This window comes from Paraperibacillus esterisolvens (assembly GCF_046237625.1).
Classification (GTDB): Bacteria; Bacillota; Bacilli; order Bacillales; family DSM-1321; genus Paraperibacillus; species Paraperibacillus esterisolvens.
On sequence record NZ_CP143545.1, the window covers coordinates 235,919 to 262,878 of the forward strand.

A 26,960-nucleotide genomic window follows, 5' to 3' on the forward strand; every position below is an offset into this window, starting at 1 on the left:
TGCCGGGCTTCTGCCTCTTTAATTCGAAACTGAAAATTTACATATGCAGGAGGATTCCATGATAAAAAAAACATTGGCGGAGATTTATGAAACTGTCGGAGGCTTGAATGATATCAGCAGCTTTAAGGAGACCATGTTTGAAGGAGCTGCCATCGATACAAGGAAAATCACTCCGGGAAATCTGTTCGTGCCATTTAAAGGTGCACGCGTTGACGGCCATGAATTTGTTGAAAAGGTTCTGCAAGAAGGGGCCGGGGCTGCCCTCTGGCAGAAGGATGTTCCAAACCCGCCGGAAAACCTTCCTATAATCGTAGTGGAGGATACCCTGCTTGCCATCCAGGAGCTTGCCAAAAGCTATCGGAATGAACTGGGGGCAAAGGTGGTCGGCATTACCGGAAGCAACGGCAAGACCACAACCAAGGATATGACAGCTTCCATCCTTGGCACTGTCTATAAAGTACATAAGACATCCGGCAATTATAATAATCATCTCGGCCTGCCGCTTACGATCCTTTCCATGCCGCAGGATACCGATGTGGTGGTCCTTGAAATGGGCATGAGCGCAAAAGGCGAAATTAAGTTCTTGTCACAATTGGGCAGACCGGACGTTGCCGTAATCACAAACATTGGGGAATCACATCTGCTGGATCTGGGATCAAGAGAAGGAATTGCCGAAGCAAAGCTTGAAATCATAGAGGGATTGAAGCCGGGCGGTACGCTGATTTATTTTGGCGATGAACCTCTTCTTTCAGAGCGCATAAAGCCGGGATCTCCATTTGAAATACGTTCTTTCGGAAAGAGTGATACGAATGATCTGTATCCGCTGCATATAACAAGCGGAACTGCAGACACAAGCTTTGAAGTGAATGTGATGCCTGGAAAAACGCTCAGCATTCCAGTCCTCGGCACCCACAATGTATTGAACAGCCTGGCTGCCATCGCGGCTTCCCAGTGCCTTCAGGTGCCCCAGGATAAAATTATCGAAGGATTGAGGAATATTACACTGACTGCAATGAGGATGGAGATGTCTAAAGGCACTAGGGGCGAAACCGTCATCAATGATGCTTACAATGCCAGCCCTACATCCATGAAGGCGGCCATTGAACTGGCAGCGGGAATAGCCGGTTTCAATAAGAAGTATGTTGTGCTTGGCGATATGCTGGAACTTGGGCCGGACGAACGGGATTTCCATTACAAGGTAGGCCAGATGATTGATCCCGCAGCCATCAGCAAGGTATATACATTCGGCGAGCTGGGAGTATGGATTGCCAAAGGTGCCTCCGAGCGTTTTGACAGCGGTGATGTCCACGTATTCCAGGATAAAATGGAGCTGGCCGAATCCCTGAAGGAAACCGTTTCCGAAAATGATCTTGTACTTGTCAAGGCTTCCCGGGGAATGGAACTAGAAAAGGTTGTAGAAGCGCTGCAGAATAATTAATAAAAAAATGTACATTAAAGGCTGGGCCTCCTAAAGGGCTGAAAACTGTTATGAAAACTTTTTAAGCAATTTAATCCGGCGGCTGATGTCTCCGGATTTTTTTGTTCCTTCCCCGATATCCAATTAGAGCCGGTGTGGAATTAATGCCTGGACAGGCTGGTGTCTGTCAAAGTCCGCCAGTTCTTCACGTATAAATTAAATGCAGTCCGGCAATCTTAGGAATAAAGAAACAAGGCCGGCAGAGCCAGCTGCTTTTTGGGGTGAGGGGAGGAATAATATTTTATAAAGCCTGAAGTGAGCATCAGCAGGTGTGGGAGCGCTATCAAACGGGAAATCGTTTATTTCAAATACTTTCCTTAGTTGCAAAGGCTTTGTTATACTGTTAACATATTCTTTAAGGCGATAAAATCCGATGTATAAATGCCGGTGATATAAACAGCATTTATAATTTTTGGTTTATGCCTTTTATTCTTTTGAAAGAGATTTTTCATTTCGGCTTTCTTTACAGAAAGCGGAGCACTTGATTAGAAATGGCCCAGCGAAGAGGTCTTATTCGCCGCTAGAAGCGGCTTTTCATATGATTTGAACCTTTCATCACTTTTTAAGAATGCTTTTAGGCATATTTTCGCGGATGGCAGTTCCATGCACCTGTCATATTGAACGTGGATTCATACAAAAGCCGCTCCTGCCTGAAGGAATGGCTGATTTCCATACTGGCGTCTGCCAGCGTATTCCTAATGCATTCCTATTTTGCTATTAGCCATTCTTTTAGGCGACTGAAAAAGCTTTTTCTTAAGATCCTAAAAAAATCTTAAAGTTTAAAGGAGTAGGGAAAATTGACTTTGTTTAGTGAATTAGGACTTGATAAGTCCACATTAAGATCAATCGAAAAAATGGGGTTTGAAGAAGCAACCCCAATCCAGGCCCAAACGATTCCTCTTGCCATCCAAGGGGAGGATATCATTGGCCAGGCACAGACAGGTACAGGTAAGACAGCAGCTTTTGGTATTCCGTTGATGGAGAAAATCGACATCAAAGAAGACCAGATCCAAAGCATCTGTATTGCTCCAACACGTGAGCTTGCCATCCAGGTTTCTGAAGAATTGTACAAACTTGGCTTCGGAAAACGCGTACGTGTTATGGCAGTATACGGCGGACAGGATATTGACCGCCAGATCCGTGCCCTTAAGAAAAAACCGCATATCATTGTAGGTACGCCAGGAAGACTCCTTGACCACATCAACCGCAAGACGATCCGCTTAGGGAATGTCAGCACGGTAGTCCTTGATGAAGCGGATGAAATGCTGAACATGGGATTCATCGAAGATATCGAATCAATCCTGTCTACAGTTCCTGAAGAAAACAGACAGACTCTGTTATTCTCAGCTACAATGCCTGAACCGATCAGGAAGATTGCTGAAAAGTTCATGAGCGAACCGAAAGTGGTTAAAGTGAAAGCGAAGGAAATGACTGTTTCCAAAATCAAGCAGTCATTCATTGAAGTGAAGGAAAGCGAAAAGTTCGATACGCTTACCCGCCTGCTCGATATCCAGACTCCGGAGCTTGCGATCGTATTTGGACGTACAAAAAGACGTGTTGATGAACTGTCATCTGCACTTAATGTAAGAGGCTATATGGCAGAAGGGATCCACGGAGACCTGAGTCAGGCTAAGCGTCTGTCTGTTCTTAAGAAATTCAAAGAAGGAAACATCGATGTATTGGTAGCGACTGACGTAGCTGCCCGCGGACTTGATATTTCAGGCGTTACACATGTTTACAACTTTGACATTCCTCAGGACCCAGAAAGCTATGTTCACCGAATTGGACGAACAGGGCGTGCAGGCAAAACAGGTGAAGCTGTTTCATTTGTAACATACCGTGAAAGATCCCAGTTGTATGCAATCGAAAATACAACGAAAAAGCGTATGGACAAAATGCAGCCGCCAACCTTGAGCGAGGCTGTTGAAGGCCAGCAGAAAGCGGTTATGGAAAAGATTGTCTCTGCAGTTGAAGGAGAAGATTCCTCTCTATACCAGGCTACTGCCGAAGAACTTCTAAACAAGTACGAAGCAAAAGACATATTGGCTTCTGTTATTAAATTGATGACAAAAGAGCCAGATCAGACTCCAATCAAGCTTACAGAAGAAGCACCTGCTTTCTCTAAACGCGGAAGAGGCGGAGACCGCGGCGGAAGCCGAAGCGGAAGAGGCCAGACTTCTACAGGCGGAGGACGGCGTGAATATGGCCAAAAACGCGGCAGAAAACCTGCTGGCAGAGGCGGCCAAGGCGCCAGCAAAAGAGAAAAACAATATTAATAGATCAAAGGATCCCTCTTGGGGTCCTTTTTTTACGTTTTTCAGTCCTCAGCCGGATCAGAGATCGTGTATGTCCCGGGTTTCCTGATGAAAAGAGAATTTTAGCCTCAGTCGGGTTTCATAGATATTGAAGCAGTATGGAATACTTATAAAAAAGGACCGGGGAGGAATCAAAATGACGATCGTGCGCCTGGGGTATGTGGCGATGAGTGTGGAACTGCAGAATGCATCTCCGTCTAAGACGATGACTTTTGCACAGTTCTCGAAGCTTAAGGACAGGGAGGCTGCCATCCGCAAGCTGGAGAGGATAGCTGTAGAAAATATACATAACTGCCTGAGGCTGCTCAGGCATAATCTGGCGAATGATATCCACTTTTTCCGCCTGACTTCAAGGATTATCCCTCTCGCCAATCATGAGGAGCTCCCCGGGTGGAATTATCTGAAACCCTTAAAGGGAGCTCTTGCTGAAGTTGCCGGGTTTTTGGTTGAGCATCCTGAGATGAGGGTCGACTTTCATCCGGATCATTTTGTCATTCTTAATGGGATCGACAAAGAAATACTGAATATGTCAATTAGAACCTTGCGGATGCATGAGGGTCTGCTTAAGGGAATGGGAATTGAACCGGAACACCGGTGTGTGCTGCATGTCGGCGGTGGCTATAACGATATCGAAAAGGCACTCGAGCAATTTATCCATAATTGGGGACTGATCTCAGCGGGGCTGCAAAAGATGATTATGCTTGAGAACGATGACACGACCTTTACCCTGGATGATACCTTGTATCTTTGTGAAAAGCTCGGCATCCCGCTGGTATTTGATTATCACCATCATCTGGCACATAACAGGGGAGCGGAAGACTGGGAGGGGAGCTGGGAGCGGATTCTTGGCACATGGGCTCACTCGAAGCTTCCGGTCAAGATGCACATCTCGAGCCCCCGGTCTGAAAAAGAGTTCAGGGCTCATGCGGAGTTTGTAGACAGCGGGATGTTCCTGCGCTTTTTAGACTCCATCAAAGGAACAGTCCCCCAGATTGATTGTATGATTGAAGCAAAGAAAAAGGATGAGGCGCTGTTTCGTTTGATGGAAGACTTAAAGAGTTCCTCACAAGTGGAAATCATAAATTCAGCAAGCTTCTTTCTTAAATGATGGTTAAAAACACAGGGGGATCATGATTCAGATAGCGGCCTTTCGTCTGCCGAACCTTAAAGTACCGGGATATAGTATACTTTGGTAAGAACATAAAGGAAGCTGGGGAGATTTTGTGGGACCGGAAAATCGAATTTCCAATAAAGCAAGGATAGTATGGATGATCAGCAGCCTGCTTCTTTCCCTGATAGGTTGGGCCGTGGCAGGTGGGGCGTTTATTCTGTTTGTGTACCGGGACATTTCCATGTGGATTCCTTATGCCCTTTCGCTCGCTGCTCTTCTGGGTACGGTATTTGGCGTATGGGTTCTTCCCGCTCTTAGAATCCGGCACTGGAGATATGAGGTGCGGGAGAAGGAAATTGAAATTCAAAAAGGAATTTTTGTGATCAGAAGGACGCTCATTCCGATGGCCAGGGTTCAGCATGTGGATACGAAACAGGGGCCGCTCCTTGCGCGTTATGGGCTGTCTTCCGTCGAGGTGTCGACTGCTGCCTCCTCACATGAAATTCCAGCGCTTGCCGTGGGTGAAGCGGAACAGTTAAGGAAATACATATCTGCAATGGCAAGTGTGGAGGAGGGAGATGTCTAAGTTTGAGCGGCTGCATCCGGCCGGGATACTTGTGAGTACTTTAAGAACACTCAAGGGAATGCTGCTGCCTTTCCTTCTGCTGATTGTAAGCGGCAGAGGAGAAGGCGCCGGGTATCAGCTGCTGTTTTCTATTCTGCCGGTCGTTATAAGCATTGCAGTCGGTATTTTTCGCTGGAGAAGTTTTTCATATGGAATCACCGATGGGGAGCTGCGTATCTATCAGGGAGTACTCTTGAAAAAAAGCCGTTATATCCGCCTCGATAAAATTCAGTCGCTGGACATTACCCAGGGAGTGATTCAGCGGCTGTTCAAGGTGGTCAGCATCAAGATAGAGACTGCCGGTGGAACAAAGGGGGGCGAACCGGAAGCAGTCCTTGAAGCCATTACGAGCAGAAAGGCCGAAGTGCTGGGACTGATCATCTCGGGAGGGAGACAGGCTGCCCTGCCGCCCCCAGAAGGAAAGCCGGAAAACAGGACTTATAGCCCGGCCCATCTCGATCTCTGGATCTTTGCAGCTACATCCGGCAGAGTTGGAGTTATATTTTCCGGTGCTGCTGCGGTTTTGCTGCAATTTCAGGAGGTAATCCCGTACAAGAGGGTGCTCCTCGGGATTGAGGATTATGCCGCTTCGGGCTCAGCGGCGATCGCCCTGCTGCTCCTGGCTGCGTTCCTTTTGGCATATGGTGCCGCTATTATCAATATCCTGCTTAAGCTCGCCAATTTTTCCGTGGAAAGAACGAGTTCTGACCTTATCGTTTCAAGCGGCCTGATTGAGACGCGGCAGGTAACAATACCATTTAAAAAAATCCAGGCTATCCTCATCAGTGAAAATCCATTCCGGCAGCCATTAGGGTATGTTAGTGTATCCCTTTATTATGCAGGAGGGACAAAAGGGAGGGGGAATTCCAAAACGATTCTGCTGCCGCTGATTAAAAAGGAGAAGCTTGAAGTTATATTCGGCTCCCTGCTTCCGGAATATCCCCTCCCCGGAAGCCTGCACGGTGCCGCGGACCGTTCCAAATTTAGATTTATAGGCAGGCCGGTCTTGATCTGCCTGCCTGCGGCAGCAGCTCTAAGTTTTCTGTTCCCGGGATGGGGGTATGCGTCATTTCTCCTTGTCGCAGCGGCAGTGCTGTTTGGCGGCATCTGTTTCCGGGATGCAGGCTGGTATATGGCTGATAAACTATTAATGCTCAGGAACAGGGGGATCTCAAGGAAAACTTATCTGATTTATAAAGGGAAGATCCAATCCCTCCAGGTGTCAGCGTCCCCGCTGCAGCGTGCCGGCGGCCTCCTTACGATAACGGCAGTCATTATTTCAGGAACTGGTGCAGCATCAGGGAAAGTCCGGGATTTAGAGAAGAAAGATGCTCAGTCTATCATGAACTGGTTTACTTATTAATGGTTTTCCTATTCAGGAGTAGAAGGGAAGATACCCCGAATCCTGACAGCAAGCCTCCGATATGGCCCGATATATTAACCTGCGGCTGCAGGAAAGTCATTGTCATGCCAATTACGGACAGCGTAAGCAGCATACGGGAGTTTTGTAAAGACAGCCAGTCTTTTTTAAAACATATGACGGCCAGATAGAAGCCGAGGAGGCCGAATACAGCTCCGCTTGCCCCGGTATGGGTAAATGTGGGCGGTTCAATGAGGCATGTCGCTGCGTTGCCTCCTGCCCCGGACACCAGGTAAAGGACTATAAAGCGCCACGAGCCGAGGGCCCGTTCAATGAATGGTGCCAGGATAATAAGGGAAATGCTGTTGAATACAAGGTGGCTGAATGTGCCGTGCAGGAAGACGGGGCTGAGCAGCCGCCAATAGTCTCCTTCTACTATATAAAGATTGACTCCATACATGCTTTTGAAAATAACTGAACCCGGAAAGATGGGAAGGCTGATCAGTAGGTAGACGGAAACATTGATTATGACCATCAAGGCAGCTGCGGGATAGATCCTATAAAATTGAGCGGGGTCCTCATTCCGGACAAACAAATAAAAACATCCTTTCCGCTAAAATGGCCTGCTCTAAATTGTACACGCCCAAGGCGCCGGTTATGACTGGCTATATGAATAAGAAGGGAGGTCTTTCTGTTGATAAAGGGAATAGGAATGGATCTTGTGGAAATGCACAGAATGGAGGAGCTGCTGAAAAGACAGCCCAGGCTTCCTGAGCGGATATTAACGCCAAACGAAAGAAAACAGTTCTCTAAGCTTAGAGAAAAGCGGAAAATAGAATATTTGGCCGGCAGATTTGCTGCCAAGGAGGCTTTTGCGAAGGCATCAGGAACGGGTATTGGATCCAGCCTGTCTTTTTTGGATATTGAGATTGCAAAAGCGGCAAGCGGCAAGCCGGTATTTACAAGTCCTGTATCAAGGGGCGTCCATCTCAGCATTACCCACACTGCAGAGTACGCAGCCGCGCAGGTAGTCATTGAAGAAGTGTGAACAGCCTGTCATTTTCTTTGGACATATTGGCCAGTCCCTCCTCATATACATGGTAGTGCTATAGGAGAGACAAGGCCTGGTTAAAGTGTGTTGCTGGAAAGGTTGTTCATAATAACTTCTAAGACAGCCTGGGGATTGTCCGGAACTTTTTTCGGGCAGCCCCGGGAGCATGTGGATTGGAGCAATCCCTCAATGTCTTTTGATCCGCCTTTTCCTCTCCCTTTTAAATAAAAAAAGGGGTTGAAGAGATGAGAAAGTGGTTGGTGGTTGTTGCTGGATTCTTGCTGATGGCCGCCCTGTCCGCCTGTGGAGCGAAATCGCAGGAAGATGTGGTGAGCGCCTTGGATGAAAAGGTAACTTCGATGAAGGGATACAAAGCGAACGCCAAAATGACTCTTCAGATGGGTGAAGATCCCCAGGTTTATAATGTGGAAGTCTGGCATAAGAATCCGGATTTTTACAGAGTCAACCTGAAGAATCCGAAGAAGGATCAGAGCCAGATGATATTGCGGAACAAGGAAGGCGTATTCGTCCTGACTCCAGCCCTCAATAAAAGCTTTAAGTTTCAAAGTGAATGGCCTAAGAACAGCAGTCAGGCATATCTTTTCGAGTCGCTTGTGAAGGATGTTATGGAAGATAAGGATGCCGTGTTTAAAAAGACGAAAAAGCACTATGTATTTGAAACAAAGACGCGCTATCAGAATAATAAAATGCTTCCTTTTCAGGTGATTACCTTCAGCCGGAAGGATCTGTCACCGGTGAGCGTCAAAGTGCAGGATCCGGATAAAAATACACTGGTATCAGTTGAATTCACCAAGGTGAAGTTCAATTCTTCCTTCGACAAGGGATCCTTCGATATGAAACGCAACATGACAAGCGCACAGCTCGCACCTGTGATGGGCGAACCGAAGGACACAGCCTTCACTGTCAAGAGGCCGACGGCAAAGATTGACGGTGTGGAGCTGATTGATGAAGAAGAGCTTACTGCCGCTAATGGCAAACGGTTTGTGCTGACATATGGAGGGGAACAAAGCTATACGTTGATACAGGAAAAAGCCGAAGCTGCAACAACAACTCTCGCTTCTACCAAAATGAACGGTGAACCGGTAGATCTTGGGTTTGCCATCGGAGCCATATCCGGGCATACTCTCTCCTGGACTTATGACGGAGTGGATTATATGCTTGCCTCCAAGGATTTATCAAAGGATGAAATGCTGATGGTGGCGCGATCGGTTGAGGCTGCCCCGGTAAAATAAAGGAATTACAGTCCCTGCTGCTGCCGGCAGGGTTTTTTTAGCATAAAATCCCCGCCGGATGCCCCTGACTCTTGTGGGTGCGGGAGACCTGCAGGTTTGACCTGGAACTCATAAACCGCAATAATAAGAGGATAAAAAATCAAACCATGATAAAGGGCGGGTCATCAGTGGAAACTACCAGCTTTTACCGGGATACCTGGGCTGAAATTAATCTGGATCATATATATAACAATGTGAAGAATGTGAAGGGACATCTTCCCGCGCATGTTACCCTGTATGCAGTGGTAAAGGCGAACGCTTACGGCCATGGCTATGAAGAAACAGCCAGGACAGCTCTTGAGGGAGGGGCCAATGCCCTGGCGGCTGCGTTCCTGGATGAAGCTGTATATCTCAGGAATAAGGGATTCAGCTGTCCAATCCTTGTGCTCGGAGCATCCAGGCCTGAGGATGCAGAGGTTGCTGCAAATCTTGACATTTCACTGACCGTATTCAATCTGGAATGGCTTCAGGAAGCACGAAAAAGCTTGACCGGGGGCAAGGCGGTCAAGCTTCACATCAAATGCGATACAGGGATGGGGCGGCTTGGCTTTACATCCGCTGAGGAGTTGAGGGAGGCCGAGCGGCTGATAACCAGTTCTGATCTTTATGACTTTGAGGGGATCTTTACCCACTTTGCTGCTGCAGATGAAGAAGACAGCAGCTATTATGAACTGCAGCTAAAGAGATTCAGGGAATTCCTGGAGGCTTTAACAGAGAGGCCAAGGCTCATCCATGCGAGCAATAGTGCTGCAACGCTCAGGTTCAAGGACAGCCAGTTCAATGCAGCAAGACTTGGGATTGCCATGTACGGCCTTTCTCCCTCTGAGGAAATCAAGCCGCATCTGCCGTTCGAACTCCATCAGGCCATGTCGCTTAAAACAAAAGTTGTTTCCATCAAAAAGTTATCCAAAGGTGACAGAATCAGCTATGGCGGGGTCTATACACTGCAGGGGGATGAATGGATAGCGGCTCTGCCCGTCGGTTATGCCGACGGCTTCCTGCGGAAGCTTCAGGGGCAGGAGGTTCTTGTTCAGGGCAGAAGGGTCCCGATTGTCGGGCGGATCTGTATGGACCAGTGCATGATCAGGCTCCCCGAAAAGGTGGATATCGGAACCGAAGTAACCCTTGTCGGCAGGGATGGGGATGAGTTCATATCCCTTGATGAGATAGCAGGGAAGCTTGGTACCATTAACTATGAAGCTGCCTGCCTCGTTGCCTGGCGGGTGCCGCGTGTGTATAAGAAATACGGAAAAACGCATATTACCAATAATTCCTTGTTAGAATAGCCTTTATAAATGCCCTGAATTTTAGTAAAATCGTTAGTACTTGCATAAAAGGCTGCTTTTTATGTAGATAATAGAATAAAGATTTAGGTCTGCCCTTTGCATATATACACAATAATGGTAATATGGTAAAGGGAAGATATAAGGTGTGTAGTGATGGTGGAGGTGTTGTTTGTGTCTGAATCCAGCGCAACAAGAGAGATATTAGTTCGATTACCTCAAAATCTTTTATCTGAGTTAGATGGGTATGTAAAAGAGGAAAATGTCAATCGCAGCGAATTTATCTATCGTGCGACCGAAATGTATCTTCGCGAACGTAAAAAAAGAGAATTTCGCGAATCTATGAAACGTGGCTATATCGAAATGGCAGTCATTAATTTATCAATCGCATCCGAGGCTTTTCTTGCAGAGTATGAGGCTGACCATTGTGTGGAACGTTTAGTAAGCGGAGGTTAAGCCTTTGATTGTAGTTAAGCGTGGTGACGTATACTTCGCCGACCTTTCACCGGTTGTCGGCTCCGAGCAGGGAGGGACCCGCCCGGTATTGGTCATACAGAACGATATTGGCAATCGCTTCAGCCCTACTGTGATTGTGGCGGCGATCACTGCCCAAATCCAGAAAGCTAAGCTGCCCACGCATGTTGAAATTAACGCGAAGCGCTACGGTTTTGAACGAGATTCCGTTATATTATTGGAGCAGATACGCACCATCGACAAGCAGCGCTTAACTGATAAGATCACTCATCTTGATGATGAAATGATGAAAAAAGTAGATGACGCATTACAGATCAGCCTGGGGCTTATAGAGTTTTAAAACATCAGAATAGCATTGCCGATAGAAAAAACGCTTTGAGACAAGGCGTTTTTTTTATTTTTAGAGTTATATGCCCGGAAGCAGGACAACGCTTGAATCTTTTTCTTCACAAGTATGCAGGCATATCAGCGGAAATGTGGAAATAATATCAGTGGTGCATCTTTCGGCAGAACAGACATATTCAGGGAGACCCTCAATATTTGACGTAATTGAGGGCAAAACCTTATAGTGAGATAGTAGAGGGTGAAAGCTGTCAAGCGCGTTTTTTCGCTTCGGTTTTCTGCGGCAGTCAAATCCTATAATAAATAATGGCCATTGGACTGAATTATAAACAATACATGACATTTGCTTAACAACTTTCGTATTAAGGGAATGGGCCCTAGTCGGGTATGTTAAAATAGGAGGGTATTATGAACGAGCTGATATATAAGTATATTAAGGATAACAGGGAAAAGATTTTAGAAGAATGGATTGCGAGTACAAAGAGCAAGGCGGATTATAAGCTGATCAATGCGGTTTCTGATGAGATGTTTTTCCGGACAAGCCAGGAGTTTATTGAAATGATCATCACCCGGCTCACGGATAACCATGAGGAATTCATCAGCCGGCTCACGGATTTTGCCGAAAAAGTGGTCAGGCTGGGGTGGCCGCTGACTTTCGTAAATGGAGGCCTGCGCGAATTCTCCAAAATCACCTTCGAGGGCATGATGGAGGAAGGGATTATCACGAAGGAAAACCAGATGTCGATCGTTTATGATTTTGATTCCTTTATGACCCCGATGAATAATGAAATTGTAAATATGTATTCACAAACTTGGGAAAAAACTGTATCCCTTCAAAAAATAGCTCTGCAAGAATTATCTGCTCCCTTAATCCCTGTCCTGGACAGGATCACGGTCATGCCCCTTGTCGGCACTATAGATACTGAAAGGGCCAAGCAAATCATGGAAAACCTTCTTGATGGTGTGGTAAAGCACCGTTCTGAAGTGGTCCTTATTGATATAACAGGTGTTCCGGTTGTGGACACAATGGTCGCACATCACATCATCCAGGCCGCAGAGGCTGTACGGCTGGTGGGTGCGCACTGCATGCTCTGCGGCATTCGGCCCGAGATTGCCCAGACGATCGTCAACCTTGGAATCAATCTCAGTGAGTTCGCTACCAAGAACTCCCTGCAAAAGGGAATTGAAGCAGCCCTTGAAATTACAAACCGCAAATTAATTGAGATGGAGGAAGAAGTGGAATGAGGATCCCCATTTTAAAGCTTTATGACTGTCTGCTGGTTTCCATTCAGTGGGAACTGGATGATGCGACGGCCCTTCAGTTTCAGGAGGACCTGCTGGAGAAAATTCATGAGACAAGTGCAAATGGAGTGGTTATTGATATAACATCCATCGACTTTATAGATTCATTCATAGCAAAAGTTCTCGGTGATGTTGTAAGCATGTCTAAACTTATGGGTGCCAAGGTGGTTATCACGGGCATACAGCCGGCAGTGGCAATCACCCTGATTGAACTCGGCATCGTACTGGATGATGTTTTGACAGCCTTGGATTTAGAAAAAGGTTTGGAGAAATTACAACAGGAATTGGGGGACTAAACACATGGAATTCCAATCCTGCGTAAAGATTATTAATGAGTGGGACATTGTCGCTGCCCGGCAGCTTGGCAGGAATGTTGCCAAAGAGCTGGGATTCGGCACAGTGGACCAGGCAAGAATCACAACCGCAATAAGTGAGCTTGCAAGAAATATTTATTTATATGCGGGTCAGGGAAAAGTATGCATTGAAAAGCTGTATGAGTCCGGCAGGTCAGGGGTCCTGATCATTGCTTCTGATGAAGGGCCGGGCATACCTGATGTACGCAAAGTAATGGAAGATGGATTTTCAACTTCAGGGGGACTAGGAGCAGGCCTGCCTGGTGTTAAGAGACTGATGGATGAATTTGACCTGGATACCAATGTGGGAAAGGGCACTGAAATCCGCGCTACGAAATGGCTCCGCTAGGGGGGACCAGCATGGAATCTAGAGAGAATCTTGAAGAAAAATATCGGGAGGCGCTGTTCAATTACCTGAAAGAGCAATCCGAACAGGCTCTTTACCAGGGGCAGAAATACAGCCGCAAAACGATTGAACATAAAATATCCCCGGAGGAGATCATCAGCTTCCATAAAAGCACGCTGATGGAAGCTTATGAGGATCTCCCGGAGGAAGTTGTGCATTCGCTCGACTTCCTTCTTGAAGTTATGATGGGCTATGGAATAGCCTACCGGGAACACCAGAACCTGAAGCATCTGCAGCAGGAGCTGAAATCCGAGATGGAGATTGCCGCAAACGTTCAGCACACCCTCCTTGGAACAGATATTCCCGATTTAGAGGGTTTAGAGATCGGGGCTATCAGTGTGCCGGCCAGGCATATGAACGGGGATTACTTTCACTTCATTCAGGATGAGAACCAGTGTGTAGGGGTAGGAATTGCAGACGTAATCGGAAAGGGTATCCCTGCTGCGCTCTGTATGTCCATGATCAAATATGCGATGGACAGCCTTCCGGATCACCGCCATTTTCCGAAAAGCGTGCTTGAGAGCCTGAATCGGGTCGTTGAGAGGAACGTCGACCCAAGCATGTTCATCACGATGTTTTATGGCCTTTATAATCCGGCATCCCACACGTTTTCCTATGCATCAGCCGGCCATGAACCGGGATTCTATTATGATGCAGCGACCGGGACGTTCTCCGATCTGACAGCAAAGGGCCTTCTCCTTGGAGTGGAGAAGAAGACCCAGTATGAGCAGTATGAAAAACAGGTTGGAATTGGAGACATGATTGTTTTGATGTCAGACGGCGTGACCGAGTGCCGCACGAGCGAGGGGTTCATTGAGCGGGGGACACTGATTGAATTCATCCAGAAGAATATGCACTTAAGCGCACAGGAAATGGTGAACAATATTTATAAACAGTTAGAAAAAATGCAGCATTTCCAGTTAAGGGATGATTTTACACTGATTATTCTTAAAAGAAATGTTTAAGGTAAAACTGTAGAGGGTAAATATTGAGTGCAATTCGAAAAGAAGAAGGTGGGTCAGTTTAATGAATATTATTATTGATGTTAAAGATATAGATTCAAAAGCCAAAGTAAAAATTAAAGGCGAAATTGATGCCTACACCGCACCAAAGGTAAGGGAAACCCTTTTCCCTATATCGGAACAGGAAAATGTTCACATGACCGTTGACCTTTCCGACGTATCTTATATGGACAGTACAGGCCTTGGCGTATTTGTAGGATTATTCAAAAGCGTCCGTGCCCATAACGGTGAATTCTATTTAGTGGGATTATCCGATCGCCTTCGCCGTTTATTCGATATCACAGGACTTGCTGATATCATCGATATTAATAGTAATACTGAGGGTGGAGTACTATGACAGAAACATTTGATTATATAGAAATGAAATTCCCTGCAAAACCAGAATTCATAGGTGTTATCCGTCTTACCCTTTCGGGTATTGCGAGCAGGATGGGATTTGCATACGAAGATATTGAGGATCTTAAGATCGCTACCAGTGAAGCCTGTACCAATGCCGTCCAGCATGCATACAAGGACAATGAAAACGGCGAAGTCAAAATTGGCTTTGGTTTGTATGAGGACCGCCTGGAAGTTATGGTTGCCGACAATGGACACAGCTGTGATTTTGAAGAGGTACGGAAAGGCCTAGGCCCGTATGGTGCAGACCAGAACGTGGAACTTCTTAGAGAAGGAGGCTTAGGCTTATACCTTATTGAGTCCCTCATGGACGATGTTAAGATACATCAGCATGAAGGTGTAACTGTGTTCATGACTAAGTTTTTAGTAGGAGAGCAGGTGGAGAGTGATGCAGAAAGAATCTCAACCTAACCAGGCCAAGGAGAAAGTAAATAATTGGATCAAGCAGTATCAGCTGCACCAGGACGAAGAGGCACAGAACTCCCTTGTACTTCACTATCAAGGTCTGGTGGAGACCATTGCAAGGAAGTATTCCAAGGGAAAGTCCTACCATGAAGACATCATCCAGGTTGGGATGATAGGACTTCTGGGTGCAATCAGAAGGTATGATGAAACCTTCGGCAAGAGCTTTGAAGCATTTGCCGTACCGACCATCATCGGGGAAATAAAGAGATTCCTGCGTGATAAGACATGGAGTGTACACGTTCCTCGCCGGATCAAGGAGCTTGGTCCGAAGATAAAGGTTACGGTCGAAGAATTGACTACAGAATTACACCGGTCCCCTAAGATTGAAGAAATTGCTTCTTATCTTGAGGTTTCGGAAGAAGAAGTGCTTGAAGCGATGGAGATGGGCAAAAGCTACCAGGCGTTGTCAATTGATCATTCCATCGAGGCAGATTCAGATGGCGGAACGGTCACCTTACTTGATATCTTCGGTAATGTGGACGAAGGTTTCGAAAAGGTGAATCAGCGGCTTGTGCTTGAACGCGTCCTGCATGTATTGACTGACCGGGAAAAGAAGATCATTCAACATACGTATCTGGAGAATCTGAGCCAGAAGGAAGCCGGAGAGCAGCTGGGGATTTCCCAGATGCATGTCTCCCGTCTACAGAGACGTGCCATTAAGAAGCTTCAGGAGGCAATTAACGCCGAAATTAATTCGGAGTATGCCAAATGATCCAAACCCACATAAAGGAACAGCATCTGGAGCTTCTTATCTCACAATCGTCAAAAAATGATATGCCCTATTGTGGGGATAGTTATTATTATACGGTGACCGATAATTATTTTATCTGTGTGCTGGCTGACGGACTTGGCAGCGGCGAGTTTGCCTATGAATCCTCTTCAGCCGTTGTGGATGTAGTGAAAAACAACCCTCATCTGGATGTAGAGTCTTTGATGAAGCTCTGCAATGAAGTCCTCGTCAATAAAAGGGGAGCTGCCGTGTCCATTCTTAAGGCAGACTTCAGAACACATGAGTTTGTTTACAGTTCTGTGGGCAACATAAGATTCTTCTGCTGCCTTCCGGATGGCAAGCTGCTCTATCCTCTTCCTGTTACGGGATATCTATCAGGAAGAACCCAGCGGTATCATACTCAATTTTTTAAATATGAACCTCAGTCAAATTTCATTCTTCATTCGGACGGCCTGCAGATGATCGGGGCCAAGAGGGTACTCAAACCCCACGTCCCGCTTCAGCAGACTGCGAGACTGCTGCTTGAGGAAAACAATGCCTATTCAGATGACACAACCTTTTTACTGGGAAGCTTACTTTAATGAACCATTAAAGTAAGCTTTTTTTGTTTTTCCTGCCGCAGCAGGATATATCTTTTTTCATTTTGCCGGCTTCGGTTTATAATGAATCAACGATGATAAGGAAAGGTGGAATATATAATGACTCAAAGAAGGGAACTTGCCACCTTTGCTGGAGGCTGTTTCTGGTGCATGGTAAAACCATTTGACGAACTGCCTGGGATCCATGGGATTGTCTCTGGCTACATGGGGGGGTCTGTTGATCATCCCACATATGAGCAAGTAAAAACAGGCACCACCGGACATTTTGAAGTAGTTCAAATCACCTTCGATCCGGACCTGTTTCCATATAAGCAGCTGCTTGACTTGTACTGGCCGCAAATCGATCCTACAGATGATGGAGGACAATTCTTTGACAGGGGCAGCCAGTACCGCACGGCTGTGTTCTATCATACACCCGGGCAAAAGGAAGAAGCCGAGGCTTCAAAGCAGGAAGTTGCCGGGAGCGGGCGTTTCAGTAAGCCTATCGTGACCGGGATTCTCCCTGCCTCAGTGTTTTATCCTGCCGAAGATTATCATCAGGACTTTTATAAAAAGAATCCTGAAAAATACAAAGAGGAACGAATTGAATCAGGACGCGATTCCTTCATCAAGGAGAATTGGGAGAAATGATTCTGAAATGAGCCACGGCAGATGCCAGTGGCTCATTTTAATCAAACGATTGATTAAAAATCGAGATTCGCGAACCCCGGTGCAATTTGTTACTATGTAACAGAGGATAGGATAAAAGTTTGGAGGGTTACAAAGCCATATGGATGAAAAATTAACCGGCATGATCAGCCAGATTGCAGTAGAATTGAAATTTTCCAAAAAGCAGGTCCAGCAGGCTATCGCCCTGCTCATAGAAGGCAATACGGTACCGTTCATCGCCAGGTATCGGAAAGAAATGACCGGATCCCTGGATGAGGTGCAAATAAGAGACATCCAGACACGCTGGAGCTACCTTGAAAACCTTGGTGCCCGAAAAGAAGAAGTTGTGCGGGCTATTAAAGAGCAGGGCAAGCTTACCCCTGAATTGAGAAAGCAGATAGAAAGTGCCGTGAAGCTTCAGGAAATCGAGGATCTCTACCGGCCATTCAAGCAAAAGCGGAGAACCAAAGCAACAGTCGCAAAAGAGAGGGGCCTCCAGCCGCTGGCAGATTGGCTGCTGACTGAACCCGTTTCTGCAAGCCTTGAAGAAAAGGCAGCCGAATTCACTTCAGAAGAAGTTTTATCAGTCGAAATGGCCTTAGAGGGTGCACGGGATATCATCGCTGAACAAATTTCAGACGATGCAGAGCTGAGAAAGTGGATAAGATCTTCCACCTTTAAAAACGGAAAGCTTGAATCTGCTGCAAAGGACGAGGAAAAGGACGAGAAGAAAGTTTATGAAATGTATTATGAATATGAGGAGTCAGTGTCCAGGGCTGCCCCTCACCGGATCCTGGCCCTGAACCGCGGAGAGAAGGAAGGTATCCTGAGAATTGCTGTTCGTGCAAATACCGACACCATCTTAAGATACATGGAAAACAAGTTTATTAAAAAGGCTCATGGCGTCAGTGCCCACCTTTTGAAGGAGGCTGCCGAGGATGCTTACAAAAGGCTCATCCAGCCATCCATCGAAAGGGAAATCAGAAAAGAATTGACCGAGAAGGCCGAGGACCGGGCGATCCACATCTTTTCAGAAAATCTGCGGAATCTGCTGCTGCAGCCCCCTCTTAAAGGGAAGACAGTACTTGGAGTGGATCCTGCCTTTCGTACTGGCTGTAAGCTGGCTGTTGTGGATGAAACGGGAAAAGTCCTTGAAATCGGCGTGATTTATCCGCATCCGCCTGTAAATAAAAAATCAGAGGCAGCTAAAAAGCTGAAGGATGTCCTCAGCAGGCATGAAGTGGAAGTGGTGGCCATCGGAAATGGAACGGCCTCGAGGGAGACGGAACAATTTGTTGTGGATGTTTTGAAAGAAATGGAAAACACCATATTCTATCTGATTGTGAACGAAGCAGGCGCAAGCGTCTATTCGGCTTCTGACACAGCCCGGGAAGAATTCCCTGATTATCAGGTGGAAGAGCGCAGTGCCGTCTCCATCGCGAGAAGGCTTCAGGATCCGCTTGCTGAGCTTGTGAAGATTGATCCGAAGTCGGTAGGCGTTGGCCAATACCAGCATGACGTATCACAGCGCAAGCTCAGTGACTCACTTGCCTTTGTAGTCGAAACGGCTGTCAACCAGGTCGGAGTCAATGCAAACACCGCCTCTGCCGCTATATTGCAGTATGTAGCCGGACTTTCAAAGACAGTAGCTTCCAATATCGTGAAAAGAAGAGAAGAAGAAGGAAAATTCAAGTCCAGGGCCGCCCTGAAGAAAATTCCCCGCATGGGTGCCAAGACATATGAGCAGGCTATCGGGTTCCTCCGCATACCCGATGGCGAGCAGCCTTTAGACAGGACATCCATTCATCCTGAGAATTATCCTTCAGTCATGAGCCTCCTGAAAAGCATGGGCTTTACAGCTGGTGATATAGGAAGTGAGGAGCTCAGAAAGCAACTAAGCCAAATTGATTATCAAGGCATATCAGCGGACCTTGGAATAGGTGAATTTACGCTTAAGGATATTGTTGAAGCGCTGCAGAAGCCAGGAAGAGATCCAAGGGATGAGCTACCTAAGCCGTTACTGAAACAGGATGTCCTGAAGATGGAGGACCTTCAACCGGGAATGGAGCTTCAAGGGACAATCAGAAATGTAGTGGACTTTGGGGCATTTGTTGATATTGGTGTTAAACAGGATGGCCTAGTGCATATCTCCAAGCTCAGCCGAACCTTTGTCAAACATCCGATGGATGCTGTTTCTGTAGGAGACGTGGTTACGGTGTGGGTAGATTCAGTGGATGCGAAGAAGCAAAGAATCGCTTTATCCATGCTGAAGCCGGAATAGCAGGATCTATTAACTGCGAGAGAGGGACTGGCCGTTCATCAATCTGGGCCGGCCTCTCTTTTTCTGTAAAAAAACCAGCACTGATTCAAAAGCTTGACCTGATAAAAGTTCTTTTCGTAGAAGGCTTTTCTCATTTGATTTTGAAACCACTTAGGCATGCTGAAAACCTCCGTATTTTATGGATAGTAATTAAGTGTATGTAGAAATGGGTTGTCACGTTACCAGAGGGACTCTATAAAGAGCACCACGACAGTTACCAAGAAAGGATATAAGCTTTATGAATGATCATGATTTACAAAGGATGGTTGAATCCTTGTCACTCAGCGTATTTGGAAAACCATTCAAACACAAGGCGCTATTCAATCCCAGGCTTAGGACTACAGGGGGACGGTATCTGCTCAAGTCCCATAATATCGAGGTCAACAGGAAGTACTATGAACAATATGGAGAGAGCGAGCTGATCGGGATCATCAAGCATGAACTCTGTCACTACCACCTTCACCTGGAGGGCAGGGGATATAAGCACAGAGACCAGGATTTCAGGAAGCTGCTGTCCGAGACCGGATCACCGCGGTTCTGCCAGAGCCTTCCCCAGAAAAAGAAAGAAAAGGGAAGAAAGCAGCTGAGATATATGTGCAGCGGCTGCGGCCAGATATATCTCAGAAAAAGAAGGGTTGATACCACAAGATTCGTCTGTGGAAAATGCAAAGGCAAATTGATATATGCGGATGTCTTGACTCAGTGATATAGACGTGATATAGTTATATACCGTTGCTCCGCCATTTTTAGATAGAGTTAACCCGGAAAAAGTTTTAATAAAACTCTTGACGGTAAACAAACAACTGTTTATAATCATAAGAGTCGATAAGACAACAGCAACTTGAAGCACTTCGTGAGAAATTGATTTCTATATAGATGTCATTATTCCGCAGTAGCTCAGTGGTAGAGCATTCGGCTGTTAACCGAACGGTCGTAGGTTCGAGTCCTACCTGCGGAGCCATTTTTTTATGGGGAAGTACTCAAGAGGCTGAAGAGGCGCCCCTGCTAAGGGTGTAGGTCGCGTAAGCGGCGCGAGGGTTCAAATCCCTCCTTCTCCGCCAGTTTTATATTCAGGCCCCTTGGTCAAGCGGTTAAGACACCGCCCTTTCACGGCGGTAACACGGGTTCGAATCCCGTAGGGGTCATTGCTTTTTTTGAAAGTCCGGCAAGAAGAGCGGATTTAGACGAAGAAGTTCTATATTTTTGAGGTCCCGTGGTGTAGCGGTTAACATGCCTGCCTGTCACGCAGGAGATCGCGGGTTCGATTCCCGTCGGGACCGCCATTTATTTTTGGGCTATAGCCAAGCGGTAAGGCAACGGACTTTGACTCCGTCATGCGTTGGTTCGAATCCAGCTAGCCCAGCCATATGAGCCATTAGCTCAGCCGGTAGAGCATCTGACTTTTAATCAGAGGGTCGAAGGTTCGAATCCTTCATGGCTCACCATTCTTTTCTTATATTAATATGCGGGTGTGGCGGAATTGGCAGACGCACTAGACTTAGGATCTAGCGCCTTACGGCGTGGGGGTTCGACTCCCTTCACCCGCACCATTAATTACCAGTTGTTTTATGGTATAGAATGTGTTAAATTATTATATGTCGCTTTTGCGGTCGTGGCGGAATGGCAGACGCGCTAGGTTGAGGGCCTAGTGGGGGTTAACCCCGTGGAGGTTCAAGTCCTCTCGGCCGCACCATTAATTTTTATAATAAGATATATGCGCCCGTAGCTCAATTGGATAGAGCGTCTGACTACGGATCAGAAGGTTATGGGTTCGACTCCTTTCGGGCGCGCCATATATACGGGAAGTAGCTCAGCTTGGTAGAGCACTTGGTTTGGGACCAAGGGGTCGCAGGTTCGAATCCTGTCTTCCCGACCAGGTCATTTATTCTTCCTGAAATATAAAATATGCGGGTGTAGTTTAATGGTAAAACCTCAGCCTTCCAAGCTGATGTCGTGAGTTCGATTCTCATCACCCGCTCCATTTTTAAAAAATGTTCTTTGAAAACTGAACGAAACAAGACGCCAGTTACTTCCTATATGGAAGTAAACAAAACAAGTTTTAAACTTTATGAGCTATATCGAACACTTTTCGGAGAGTTTGATCCTGGCTCAGGACGAACGCTGGCGGCGTGCCTAATACATGCAAGTCGAGCGGATGGATGGGAGCTTGCTCCCTGAAGTCAGCGGCGGACGGGTGAGTAACACGTGGGCAACCTGCCCTTGAGATCGGGATAACTTCGGGAAACCGGAGCTAATACCGGATAGGTCTTTCCCTCACATGAGGGAAAGAGGAAAGACGGTTTCGGCTGTCACTCAAGGATGGGCCCGCGGCGCATTAGCTAGTTGGTGGGGTAACGGCTCACCAAGGCCACGATGCGTAGCCGACCTGAGAGGGTGATCGGCCACACTGGGACTGAGACACGGCCCAGACTCCTACGGGAGGCAGCAGTAGGGAATCTTCCGCAATGGACGAAAGTCTGACGGAGCAACGCCGCGTGAGTGAAGAAGGTTTTCGGATCGTAAAACTCTGTTGTCAGGGAAGAACAAGTGCCATAGTAACTGATGGCACCTTGACGGTACCTGGCCAGAAAGCCACGGCTAACTACGTGCCAGCAGCCGCGGTAATACGTAGGTGGCAAGCGTTGTCCGGATTTATTGGGCGTAAAGCGCGCGCAGGCGGTCTTTTAAGTCTGATGTGAAAGCCCACGGCTCAACCGTGGAGGGTCATTGGAAACTGGGAGACTTGAGTGCAGAAGAGGAGAGTGGAATTCCACGTGTAGCGGTGAAATGCGTAGAGATGTGGAGGAACACCAGTGGCGAAGGCGACTCTCTGGTCTGTAACTGACGCTGAGGCGCGAAAGCGTGGGGAGCGAACAGGATTAGATACCCTGGTAGTCCACGCCGTAAACGATGAGTGCTAAGTGTTAGAGGGTTTCCGCCCTTTAGTGCTGCAGCTAACGCATTAAGCACTCCGCCTGGGGAGTACGGCCGCAAGGCTGAAACTCAAAGGAATTGACGGGGGCCCGCACAAGCGGTGGAGCATGTGGTTTAATTCGAAGCAACGCGAAGAACCTTACCAGGTCTTGACATCCTCTGACACTCCTAGAGATAGGACGTTCCCCTTCGGGGGACAGAGTGACAGGTGGTGCATGGTTGTCGTCAGCTCGTGTCGTGAGATGTTGGGTTAAGTCCCGCAACGAGCGCAACCCTTGATCTTAGTTGCCAGCATTCAGTTGGGCACTCTAAGGTGACTGCCGGTGACAAACCGGAGGAAGGTGGGGATGACGTCAAATCATCATGCCCCTTATGACCTGGGCTACACACGTGCTACAATGGATGGTACAAAGGGCAGCAAAGCCGCGAGGCCGAGCGAATCCCATAAAGCCATTCTCAGTTCGGATTGCAGGCTGCAACTCGCCTGCATGAAGCCGGAATCGCTAGTAATCGCGGATCAGCATGCCGCGGTGAATACGTTCCCGGGCCTTGTACACACCGCCCGTCACACCACGAGAGTTTGTAACACCCGAAGTCGGTGGGGTAACCTTTATGGAGCCAGCCGCCTAAGGTGGGACAGATGATTGGGGTGAAGTCGTAACAAGGTAGCCGTATCGGAAGGTGCGGCTGGATCACCTCCTTTCTAAGGAAAAAGCGATCTTGTTTCGTTCAGTTTTGAGGGAGCATTCTCTCAAAACCAAAAATAAATTAGAAGCAAGCTATTCGAGGAAGCAAGCGAATGAACACCGGATCGTACTTTACGTACGTGAGGATGTGAATGAGTGAAGCTGACGAAGAAGAGCGAAGCTTATCATTTATTTTTTCGTTCTTTGAAAACTAGATAACAATATAAGGCAAAAATGATTTGCGTCATTTTACCGCATCGAGTAATAAACCGAGTTAAGTTTTATTGTTTTAATATAGGTCGATGATTCAAGAACTGACAGCCCTTCGGGCTTAGGGGAAGAACATCAGCCGAATTGGTTAAGTTAGAAAGGGCGCACGGTGAATGCCTTGGCACTAGGAGCCGATGAAGGACGGGACTAACACCGATATGCTTCGGGGAGCTGTAAGTAAGCTTTGATCCGGAGATTTCCGAATGGGGAAACCCACTGTTCGTAATGGAACAGTACCTTCACCTGAATTCATAGGGTGATGGAGGCAGACCCGGGGAACTGAAACATCTAAGTACCCGGAGGAACAGAAAGCAAATGCGATTTCCCAAGTAGCGGCGAGCGAAACGGAATGTAGCCCAAACCGAAAGGCTTGCCTTTCGGGGTTGTAGGACACTCTATACGGAGTTACAAAGGAACGGGGTAGACGAAGAGACATGGAAAGGTCCGTCGAAGAAGGTAACAACCCTGTAGTCGAAACTTCGTTCCCTCCAGAGTGGATCCTGAGTACGGCGGGACACGTGAAATCCCGTCGGAAGCAGGGAGGACCATCTCCCAAGGCTAAATACTACCTAGTGACCGATAGTGAACCAGTACCGTGAGGGAAAGGTGAAAAGCACCCCGGAAGGGGAGTGAAAGAGATCCTGAAACCGTGTGCCTACAAGTAGTCAGAGCCCTATGTCCCTTTTGGGAAACGGGTGATGGCGTGCCTTTTGTAGAATGAACCGGCGAGTTACGATTTCATGCAAGGTTAAGTTGATGAGACGGAGCCGCAGCGAAAGCGAGTCTGAATAGGGCGAATGAGTATGAGGTCGTAGACCCGAAACCAGGTGATCTACCCATGTCCAGGGTGAAGTTCAGGTAACACTGAATGGAGGCCCGAACCCACGCACGTTGAAAAGTGCGGGGATGAGGTGTGGGTAGCGGAGAAATTCCAATCGAACCTGGAGATAGCTGGTTCTCTCCGAAATAGCTTTAGGGCTAGCCTCAAGTGTTAAGAGTCTTGGAGGTAGAGCACTGATTGGACTAGGGGCCCATCTCGGGTTACCGAATTCAGTCAAACTCCGAATGCCAATGACTTTTCCTTGGGAGTCAGACTGCGAGTGATAAGATCCGTAGTCAAAAGGGAAACAGCCCAGACCACCAGCTAAGGTCCCAAAGTATACGTTAAGTGGAAAAGGATGTGGAGTTGCTTAGACAACCAGGATGTTGGCTTAGAAGCAGCCACCATTTAAAGAGTGCGTAATAGCTCACTGGTCGAGTGACTCTGCGCCGAAAATGTACCGGGGCTAAACGTATCACCGAAGCTGTGGGTGGACACCTAGGGTGTCCGCGGTAGGAGAGCGTTCTAAGGGCTGAGAAGCCAGACCGGAAGGACTGGTGGAGCGCTTAGAAGTGAGAATGCCGGTATGAGTAGCGAAAGAAGGGTGAGAATCCCTTCCACCGAATGCCTAAGGTTTCCTGAGGAAGGCTCGTCCGCTCAGGGTTAGTCGGGACCTAAGCCGAGGCCGAAAGGCGTAGGCGATGGACAACAGGTTGATATTCCTGTACCACCTATTCATCGTTTGAGCGATGGGGGGACGCAGTAGGATAGGGTAAGCGCGCTGTTGGATTAGCGCGTCCAAGCAGTTAGGCTGAAAACGAGGCAAATCCCGTTTTCACATAAGCTGAGCTGTGATGGCGAGGGAAATTTAGTACCGAAGTTCCTGATTCCACACTGCCAAGAAAAGCCTCTAGCGAGATGAAGGGTGCCCGTACCGCAAACCGACACAGGTAGGCGAGGAGAGAATCCTAAGGTGTGCGAGAGAACTCTCGTTAAGGAACTCGGCAAAATGACCCCGTAACTTCGGGAGAAGGGGTGCTCATCTGGGTGAATAGCCCGGATGAGCCGCAGTGAATAGGCCCAGGCGACTGTTTAGCAAAAACACAGGTCTCTGCGAAGCCGCAAGGCGAAGTATAGGGGCTGACGCCTGCCCGGTGCTGGAAGGTTAAGGGGAGAGGTTAGCGCAAGCGAAGCTTTGAACTGAAGCCCCAGTAAACGGCGGCCGTAACTATAACGGTCCTAAGGTAGCGAAATTCCTTGTCGGGTAAGTTCCGACCCGCACGAAAGGCGTAACGATCTGGGCACTGTCTCAACGAGAGACTCGGTGAAATTATACTACCTGTGAAGATGCAGGTTACCCGCGACAGGACGGAAAGACCCCGTGGAGCTTTACTGCAGCCTGATATTGAATTTTGGTACAGCTTGTACAGGATAGGTAGGAGCCTTTGAAGCCGGAGCGCCAGCTTCGGTGGAGGCATCGGTGGGATACTACCCTGGCTGTATTGAAATTCTAACCCGCGCCCCTTATCGGGGCGGGAGACAGTGTCAGGCGGGCAGTTTGACTGGGGCGGTCGCCTCCTAAAGAGTAACGGAGGCGCCCAAAGGTTCCCTCAGAATGGTTGGAAATCATTCGCAGAGTGTAAAGGCACAAGGGAGCTTGACTGCGAGACCTACAAGTCGAGCAGGGACGAAAGTCGGGCTTAGTGATCCGGTGGTTCCGCATGGAAGGGCCATCGCTCAACGGATAAAAGCTACCCCGGGGATAACAGGCTTATCTCCCCCAAGAGTCCACATCGACGGGGAGGTTTGGCACCTCGATGTCGGCTCATCGCATCCTGGGGCTGTAGTCGGTCCCAAGGGTTGGGCTGTTCGCCCATTAAAGCGGTACGCGAGCTGGGTTCAGAACGTCGTGAGACAGTTCGGTCCCTATCCGTCGTGGGCGCAGGAAATTTGAGAGGAGCTGTCCTTAGTACGAGAGGACCGGGATGGACGCACCGCTGGTGTACCAGTTGTCTTGCCAAAGGCATCGCTGGGTAGCTATGTGCGGACGGGATAAGTGCTGAAAGCATCTAAGCATGAAGCCCCCCTCAAGATGAGATTTCCCATAGCGTCAAGCTAGTAAGATCCCTGAAAGATGATCAGGTAGATAGGTCTGAGGTGGAAGCGTGGCGACACGTGGAGCTGACAGATACTAATCGATCGAGGACTTAACCTATCTTGTTTATACTCGAAAACGTAATGCAAATCAGCCTTTGTTATCTAGTTTTGAAGGAACGAAAGTTACTTCATATCTGTCTGGCAGTTATGGCAAAGAGGCCACACCCGTTCCCATCCCGAACACGGAAGTTAAGCTCTTTAGCGCCGATGGTAGTTGGGGGCTCTCCCCCTGTGAGAGTAGGACGCCGCCAGGCAGAAACAATTTTATACTTAATATCGTCGCGGGGTGGAGCAACGAGCAAAGCTTCCGATGAATAATCAGCGAGTTGTACCGATTGAACCGCTGCTTGAATAATCTTTCTGAAATCGGGACAGTCTCAATATCAGCTTTGGGCATAAGCAAAATTTTATACTTTATATCGTCGCGGGGTGGAGCAGTCTGGTAGCTCGTCGGGCTCATAACCCGAAGGTCGCAGGTTCAAATCCTGTCCCCGCAATCGCAAAAAAAGTGAAACATTCGTT

Annotated in this window: 23 protein-coding genes, 12 tRNA genes and 3 rRNA genes; 36 read left to right on the top strand and 2 right to left on the bottom strand. The window is 47.7% G+C overall.

The genetic code is table 11. The features are described 5' to 3' along the window. Positions 1-58: 58 nt before the first annotated feature. The 5 genes from V1501_RS01305 (at position 59) to V1501_RS01325 (ending at position 6,891) form a co-directional block, all read left to right on the top strand. The gene (locus V1501_RS01305) at positions 59-1,438 is read left to right on the top strand and encodes a UDP-N-acetylmuramoyl-tripeptide--D-alanyl-D-alanine ligase (protein ID WP_409291087.1); all 1,380 of its coding nucleotides are present in this window, start codon (positions 59-61) and stop codon (positions 1,436-1,438) included. 836 nt (positions 1,439-2,274) lie between these two features. Continuing rightward, positions 2,275-3,753, top strand: a complete 1,479-nt coding sequence (locus V1501_RS01310; protein WP_409291088.1) for a DEAD/DEAH box helicase — start codon at positions 2,275-2,277, stop codon at positions 3,751-3,753. Between the two features lie 175 nt (positions 3,754-3,928). Continuing rightward, positions 3,929-4,900: a UV DNA damage repair endonuclease UvsE gene (gene uvsE, locus V1501_RS01315; protein WP_409291089.1), complete on the top strand. Its 972-nt coding sequence runs from the start codon at positions 3,929-3,931 to the stop codon at positions 4,898-4,900. Between the two features lie 115 nt (positions 4,901-5,015). Then, complete coding sequence (locus V1501_RS01320) at positions 5,016-5,489, top strand: PH domain-containing protein (RefSeq protein ID WP_409291090.1); 474 nt, start codon at positions 5,016-5,018, stop codon at positions 5,487-5,489. Further along, positions 5,482-6,891: a PH domain-containing protein gene (locus V1501_RS01325; RefSeq protein WP_409291091.1), complete on the top strand. Its 1,410-nt coding sequence runs from the start codon at positions 5,482-5,484 to the stop codon at positions 6,889-6,891. Before V1501_RS01320 ends, V1501_RS01325 begins: the two co-directional genes overlap by 8 nt. Here the strand turns inward: V1501_RS01325 and V1501_RS01330 are convergent. Continuing rightward, complete coding sequence (locus V1501_RS01330) at positions 6,881-7,483, bottom strand: rhomboid family intramembrane serine protease (protein WP_409291092.1); 603 nt, start codon at positions 7,481-7,483, stop codon at positions 6,881-6,883. The two genes, V1501_RS01325 and V1501_RS01330, sit on opposite strands and share 11 nt — an antisense overlap. A 99-nt stretch (positions 7,484-7,582) precedes the next feature. On the opposite strand from V1501_RS01330, the gene acpS reads away from it, so the two are divergent. The 15 genes from acpS (at position 7,583) to V1501_RS01405 (ending at position 19,532) form a co-directional block, all read left to right on the top strand. After that, complete coding sequence (gene acpS / locus V1501_RS01335) at positions 7,583-7,936, top strand: holo-ACP synthase (RefSeq protein WP_409291093.1); 354 nt, start codon at positions 7,583-7,585, stop codon at positions 7,934-7,936. Positions 7,937-8,184: 248 nt separating this feature from the next. Next, positions 8,185-9,192: a LolA family protein gene (locus tag V1501_RS01340; RefSeq protein WP_409291094.1), complete on the top strand. Its 1,008-nt coding sequence runs from the start codon at positions 8,185-8,187 to the stop codon at positions 9,190-9,192. A 167-nt stretch (positions 9,193-9,359) separates the two neighbouring features. Further along, a complete protein-coding gene (alr, locus tag V1501_RS01345; protein ID WP_409291095.1) occupies positions 9,360-10,517 on the top strand; it encodes an alanine racemase in 1,158 nt (385 codons plus the stop codon). 171 nt (positions 10,518-10,688) lie between these two features. Beyond that, positions 10,689-10,970: a CopG family ribbon-helix-helix protein gene (locus tag V1501_RS01350; protein ID WP_026692981.1), complete on the top strand. Its 282-nt coding sequence runs from the start codon at positions 10,689-10,691 to the stop codon at positions 10,968-10,970. A 7-nt stretch (positions 10,971-10,977) separates the two neighbouring features. After that, complete coding sequence (locus tag V1501_RS01355; protein ID WP_409293196.1) at positions 10,978-11,328, top strand: type II toxin-antitoxin system PemK/MazF family toxin; 351 nt, start codon at positions 10,978-10,980, stop codon at positions 11,326-11,328. 410 nt (positions 11,329-11,738) lie between these two features. Beyond that, the gene (locus V1501_RS01360; protein ID WP_409291096.1) at positions 11,739-12,575 is read left to right on the top strand and encodes an RsbT co-antagonist protein RsbRA; all 837 of its coding nucleotides are present in this window, start codon (positions 11,739-11,741) and stop codon (positions 12,573-12,575) included. After that, positions 12,572-12,928 (top strand): STAS domain-containing protein, encoded by a 357-nt coding sequence (locus V1501_RS01365; protein WP_409291097.1) that lies wholly within the window; start codon positions 12,572-12,574, stop codon positions 12,926-12,928. Before V1501_RS01360 ends, V1501_RS01365 begins: the two co-directional genes overlap by 4 nt. A 4-nt stretch (positions 12,929-12,932) precedes the next feature. Continuing rightward, a complete protein-coding gene (locus V1501_RS01370) occupies positions 12,933-13,334 on the top strand; it encodes an anti-sigma regulatory factor (RefSeq protein WP_409291098.1) in 402 nt (133 codons plus the stop codon). Positions 13,335-13,345: 11 nt separating this feature from the next. Continuing rightward, positions 13,346-14,356 (top strand): PP2C family protein-serine/threonine phosphatase, encoded by a 1,011-nt coding sequence (locus V1501_RS01375; RefSeq protein ID WP_409291099.1) that lies wholly within the window; start codon positions 13,346-13,348, stop codon positions 14,354-14,356. Between the two features lie 61 nt (positions 14,357-14,417). Beyond that, positions 14,418-14,750 carry an anti-sigma factor antagonist gene (locus V1501_RS01380; protein ID WP_409291100.1) on the top strand — a complete coding sequence of 111 codons (333 nt, stop codon included), beginning with the start codon at positions 14,418-14,420 and terminating at the stop codon, positions 14,748-14,750. Further along, the gene (gene rsbW / locus V1501_RS01385; RefSeq protein ID WP_409291101.1) at positions 14,747-15,220 is read left to right on the top strand and encodes an anti-sigma B factor RsbW; all 474 of its coding nucleotides are present in this window, start codon (positions 14,747-14,749) and stop codon (positions 15,218-15,220) included. The genes V1501_RS01380 and rsbW overlap by 4 nt, the downstream gene beginning before the upstream one ends. Then, a complete protein-coding gene (gene sigB / locus V1501_RS01390; protein WP_409291102.1) occupies positions 15,198-15,986 on the top strand; it encodes an RNA polymerase sigma factor SigB in 789 nt (262 codons plus the stop codon). Before rsbW ends, sigB begins: the two co-directional genes overlap by 23 nt. Then, complete coding sequence (locus V1501_RS01395; RefSeq protein ID WP_409291103.1) at positions 15,983-16,585, top strand: PP2C family serine/threonine-protein phosphatase; 603 nt, start codon at positions 15,983-15,985, stop codon at positions 16,583-16,585. Before sigB ends, V1501_RS01395 begins: the two co-directional genes overlap by 4 nt. Before the next feature lie 117 nt (positions 16,586-16,702). Continuing rightward, positions 16,703-17,233, top strand: coding sequence for a peptide-methionine (S)-S-oxide reductase MsrA (msrA, locus tag V1501_RS01400; protein WP_409291104.1), 531 nt, complete (start codon positions 16,703-16,705; stop codon positions 17,231-17,233). A 139-nt stretch (positions 17,234-17,372) separates the two neighbouring features. After that, positions 17,373-19,532: a Tex family protein gene (locus V1501_RS01405; protein WP_409291105.1), complete on the top strand. Its 2,160-nt coding sequence runs from the start codon at positions 17,373-17,375 to the stop codon at positions 19,530-19,532. Positions 19,533-19,570: 38 nt separating this feature from the next. On the opposite strand, the gene cmpA is transcribed toward V1501_RS01405, so the two are convergent. After that, a complete protein-coding gene (gene cmpA, locus V1501_RS01410; RefSeq protein ID WP_409291106.1) occupies positions 19,571-19,690 on the bottom strand; it encodes a cortex morphogenetic protein CmpA in 120 nt (39 codons plus the stop codon). A 119-nt stretch (positions 19,691-19,809) separates the two neighbouring features. On the opposite strand from cmpA, the gene V1501_RS01415 reads away from it, so the two are divergent. The 16 genes from V1501_RS01415 (at position 19,810) to V1501_RS01490 (ending at position 26,935) form a co-directional block, all read left to right on the top strand. Further along, positions 19,810-20,277, top strand: coding sequence for a SprT family protein (locus V1501_RS01415; protein WP_409291107.1), 468 nt, complete (start codon positions 19,810-19,812; stop codon positions 20,275-20,277). A gap of 180 nt (positions 20,278-20,457) precedes the next feature. After that, positions 20,458-20,532, top strand: a tRNA-Asn gene (locus V1501_RS01420). Positions 20,533-20,541: 9 nt separating this feature from the next. Then, a tRNA-Ser gene (locus tag V1501_RS01425) sits at positions 20,542-20,632 on the top strand. Between the two features lie 12 nt (positions 20,633-20,644). Continuing rightward, positions 20,645-20,716 (top strand) — tRNA-Glu (locus V1501_RS01430). Positions 20,717-20,778: 62 nt separating this feature from the next. After that, positions 20,779-20,854 (top strand) — tRNA-Asp (locus V1501_RS01435). Between the two features lie 8 nt (positions 20,855-20,862). Next, positions 20,863-20,937, top strand: a tRNA-Gln gene (locus tag V1501_RS01440). A gap of 3 nt (positions 20,938-20,940) precedes the next feature. Continuing rightward, positions 20,941-21,016 (top strand) — tRNA-Lys (locus V1501_RS01445). Between the two features lie 20 nt (positions 21,017-21,036). After that, positions 21,037-21,121, top strand: a tRNA-Leu gene (locus tag V1501_RS01450). A gap of 56 nt (positions 21,122-21,177) precedes the next feature. Next, positions 21,178-21,264, top strand: a tRNA-Leu gene (locus V1501_RS01455). A gap of 23 nt (positions 21,265-21,287) precedes the next feature. Beyond that, a tRNA-Arg gene (locus V1501_RS01460) sits at positions 21,288-21,364 on the top strand. Between the two features lie 6 nt (positions 21,365-21,370). After that, positions 21,371-21,447: transfer RNA gene (locus V1501_RS01465), tRNA-Pro, on the top strand. 31 nt (positions 21,448-21,478) lie between these two features. Further along, positions 21,479-21,552, top strand: a tRNA-Gly gene (locus V1501_RS01470). 105 nt (positions 21,553-21,657) lie between these two features. Next, a 16S ribosomal RNA gene (locus V1501_RS01475) occupies positions 21,658-23,208 on the top strand. Between the two features lie 339 nt (positions 23,209-23,547). Then, positions 23,548-26,496, top strand: a 23S ribosomal RNA gene (locus tag V1501_RS01480). Positions 26,497-26,575: 79 nt separating this feature from the next. Beyond that, positions 26,576-26,692 (top strand): 5S ribosomal RNA (rrf, locus tag V1501_RS01485). Together the 16S, 23S and 5S rRNA genes with 12 tRNA genes alongside form the textbook arrangement of a ribosomal RNA operon. Before the next feature lie 169 nt (positions 26,693-26,861). After that, positions 26,862-26,935, top strand: a tRNA-Met gene (locus V1501_RS01490). Positions 26,936-26,960 lie beyond the last annotated feature (25 nt).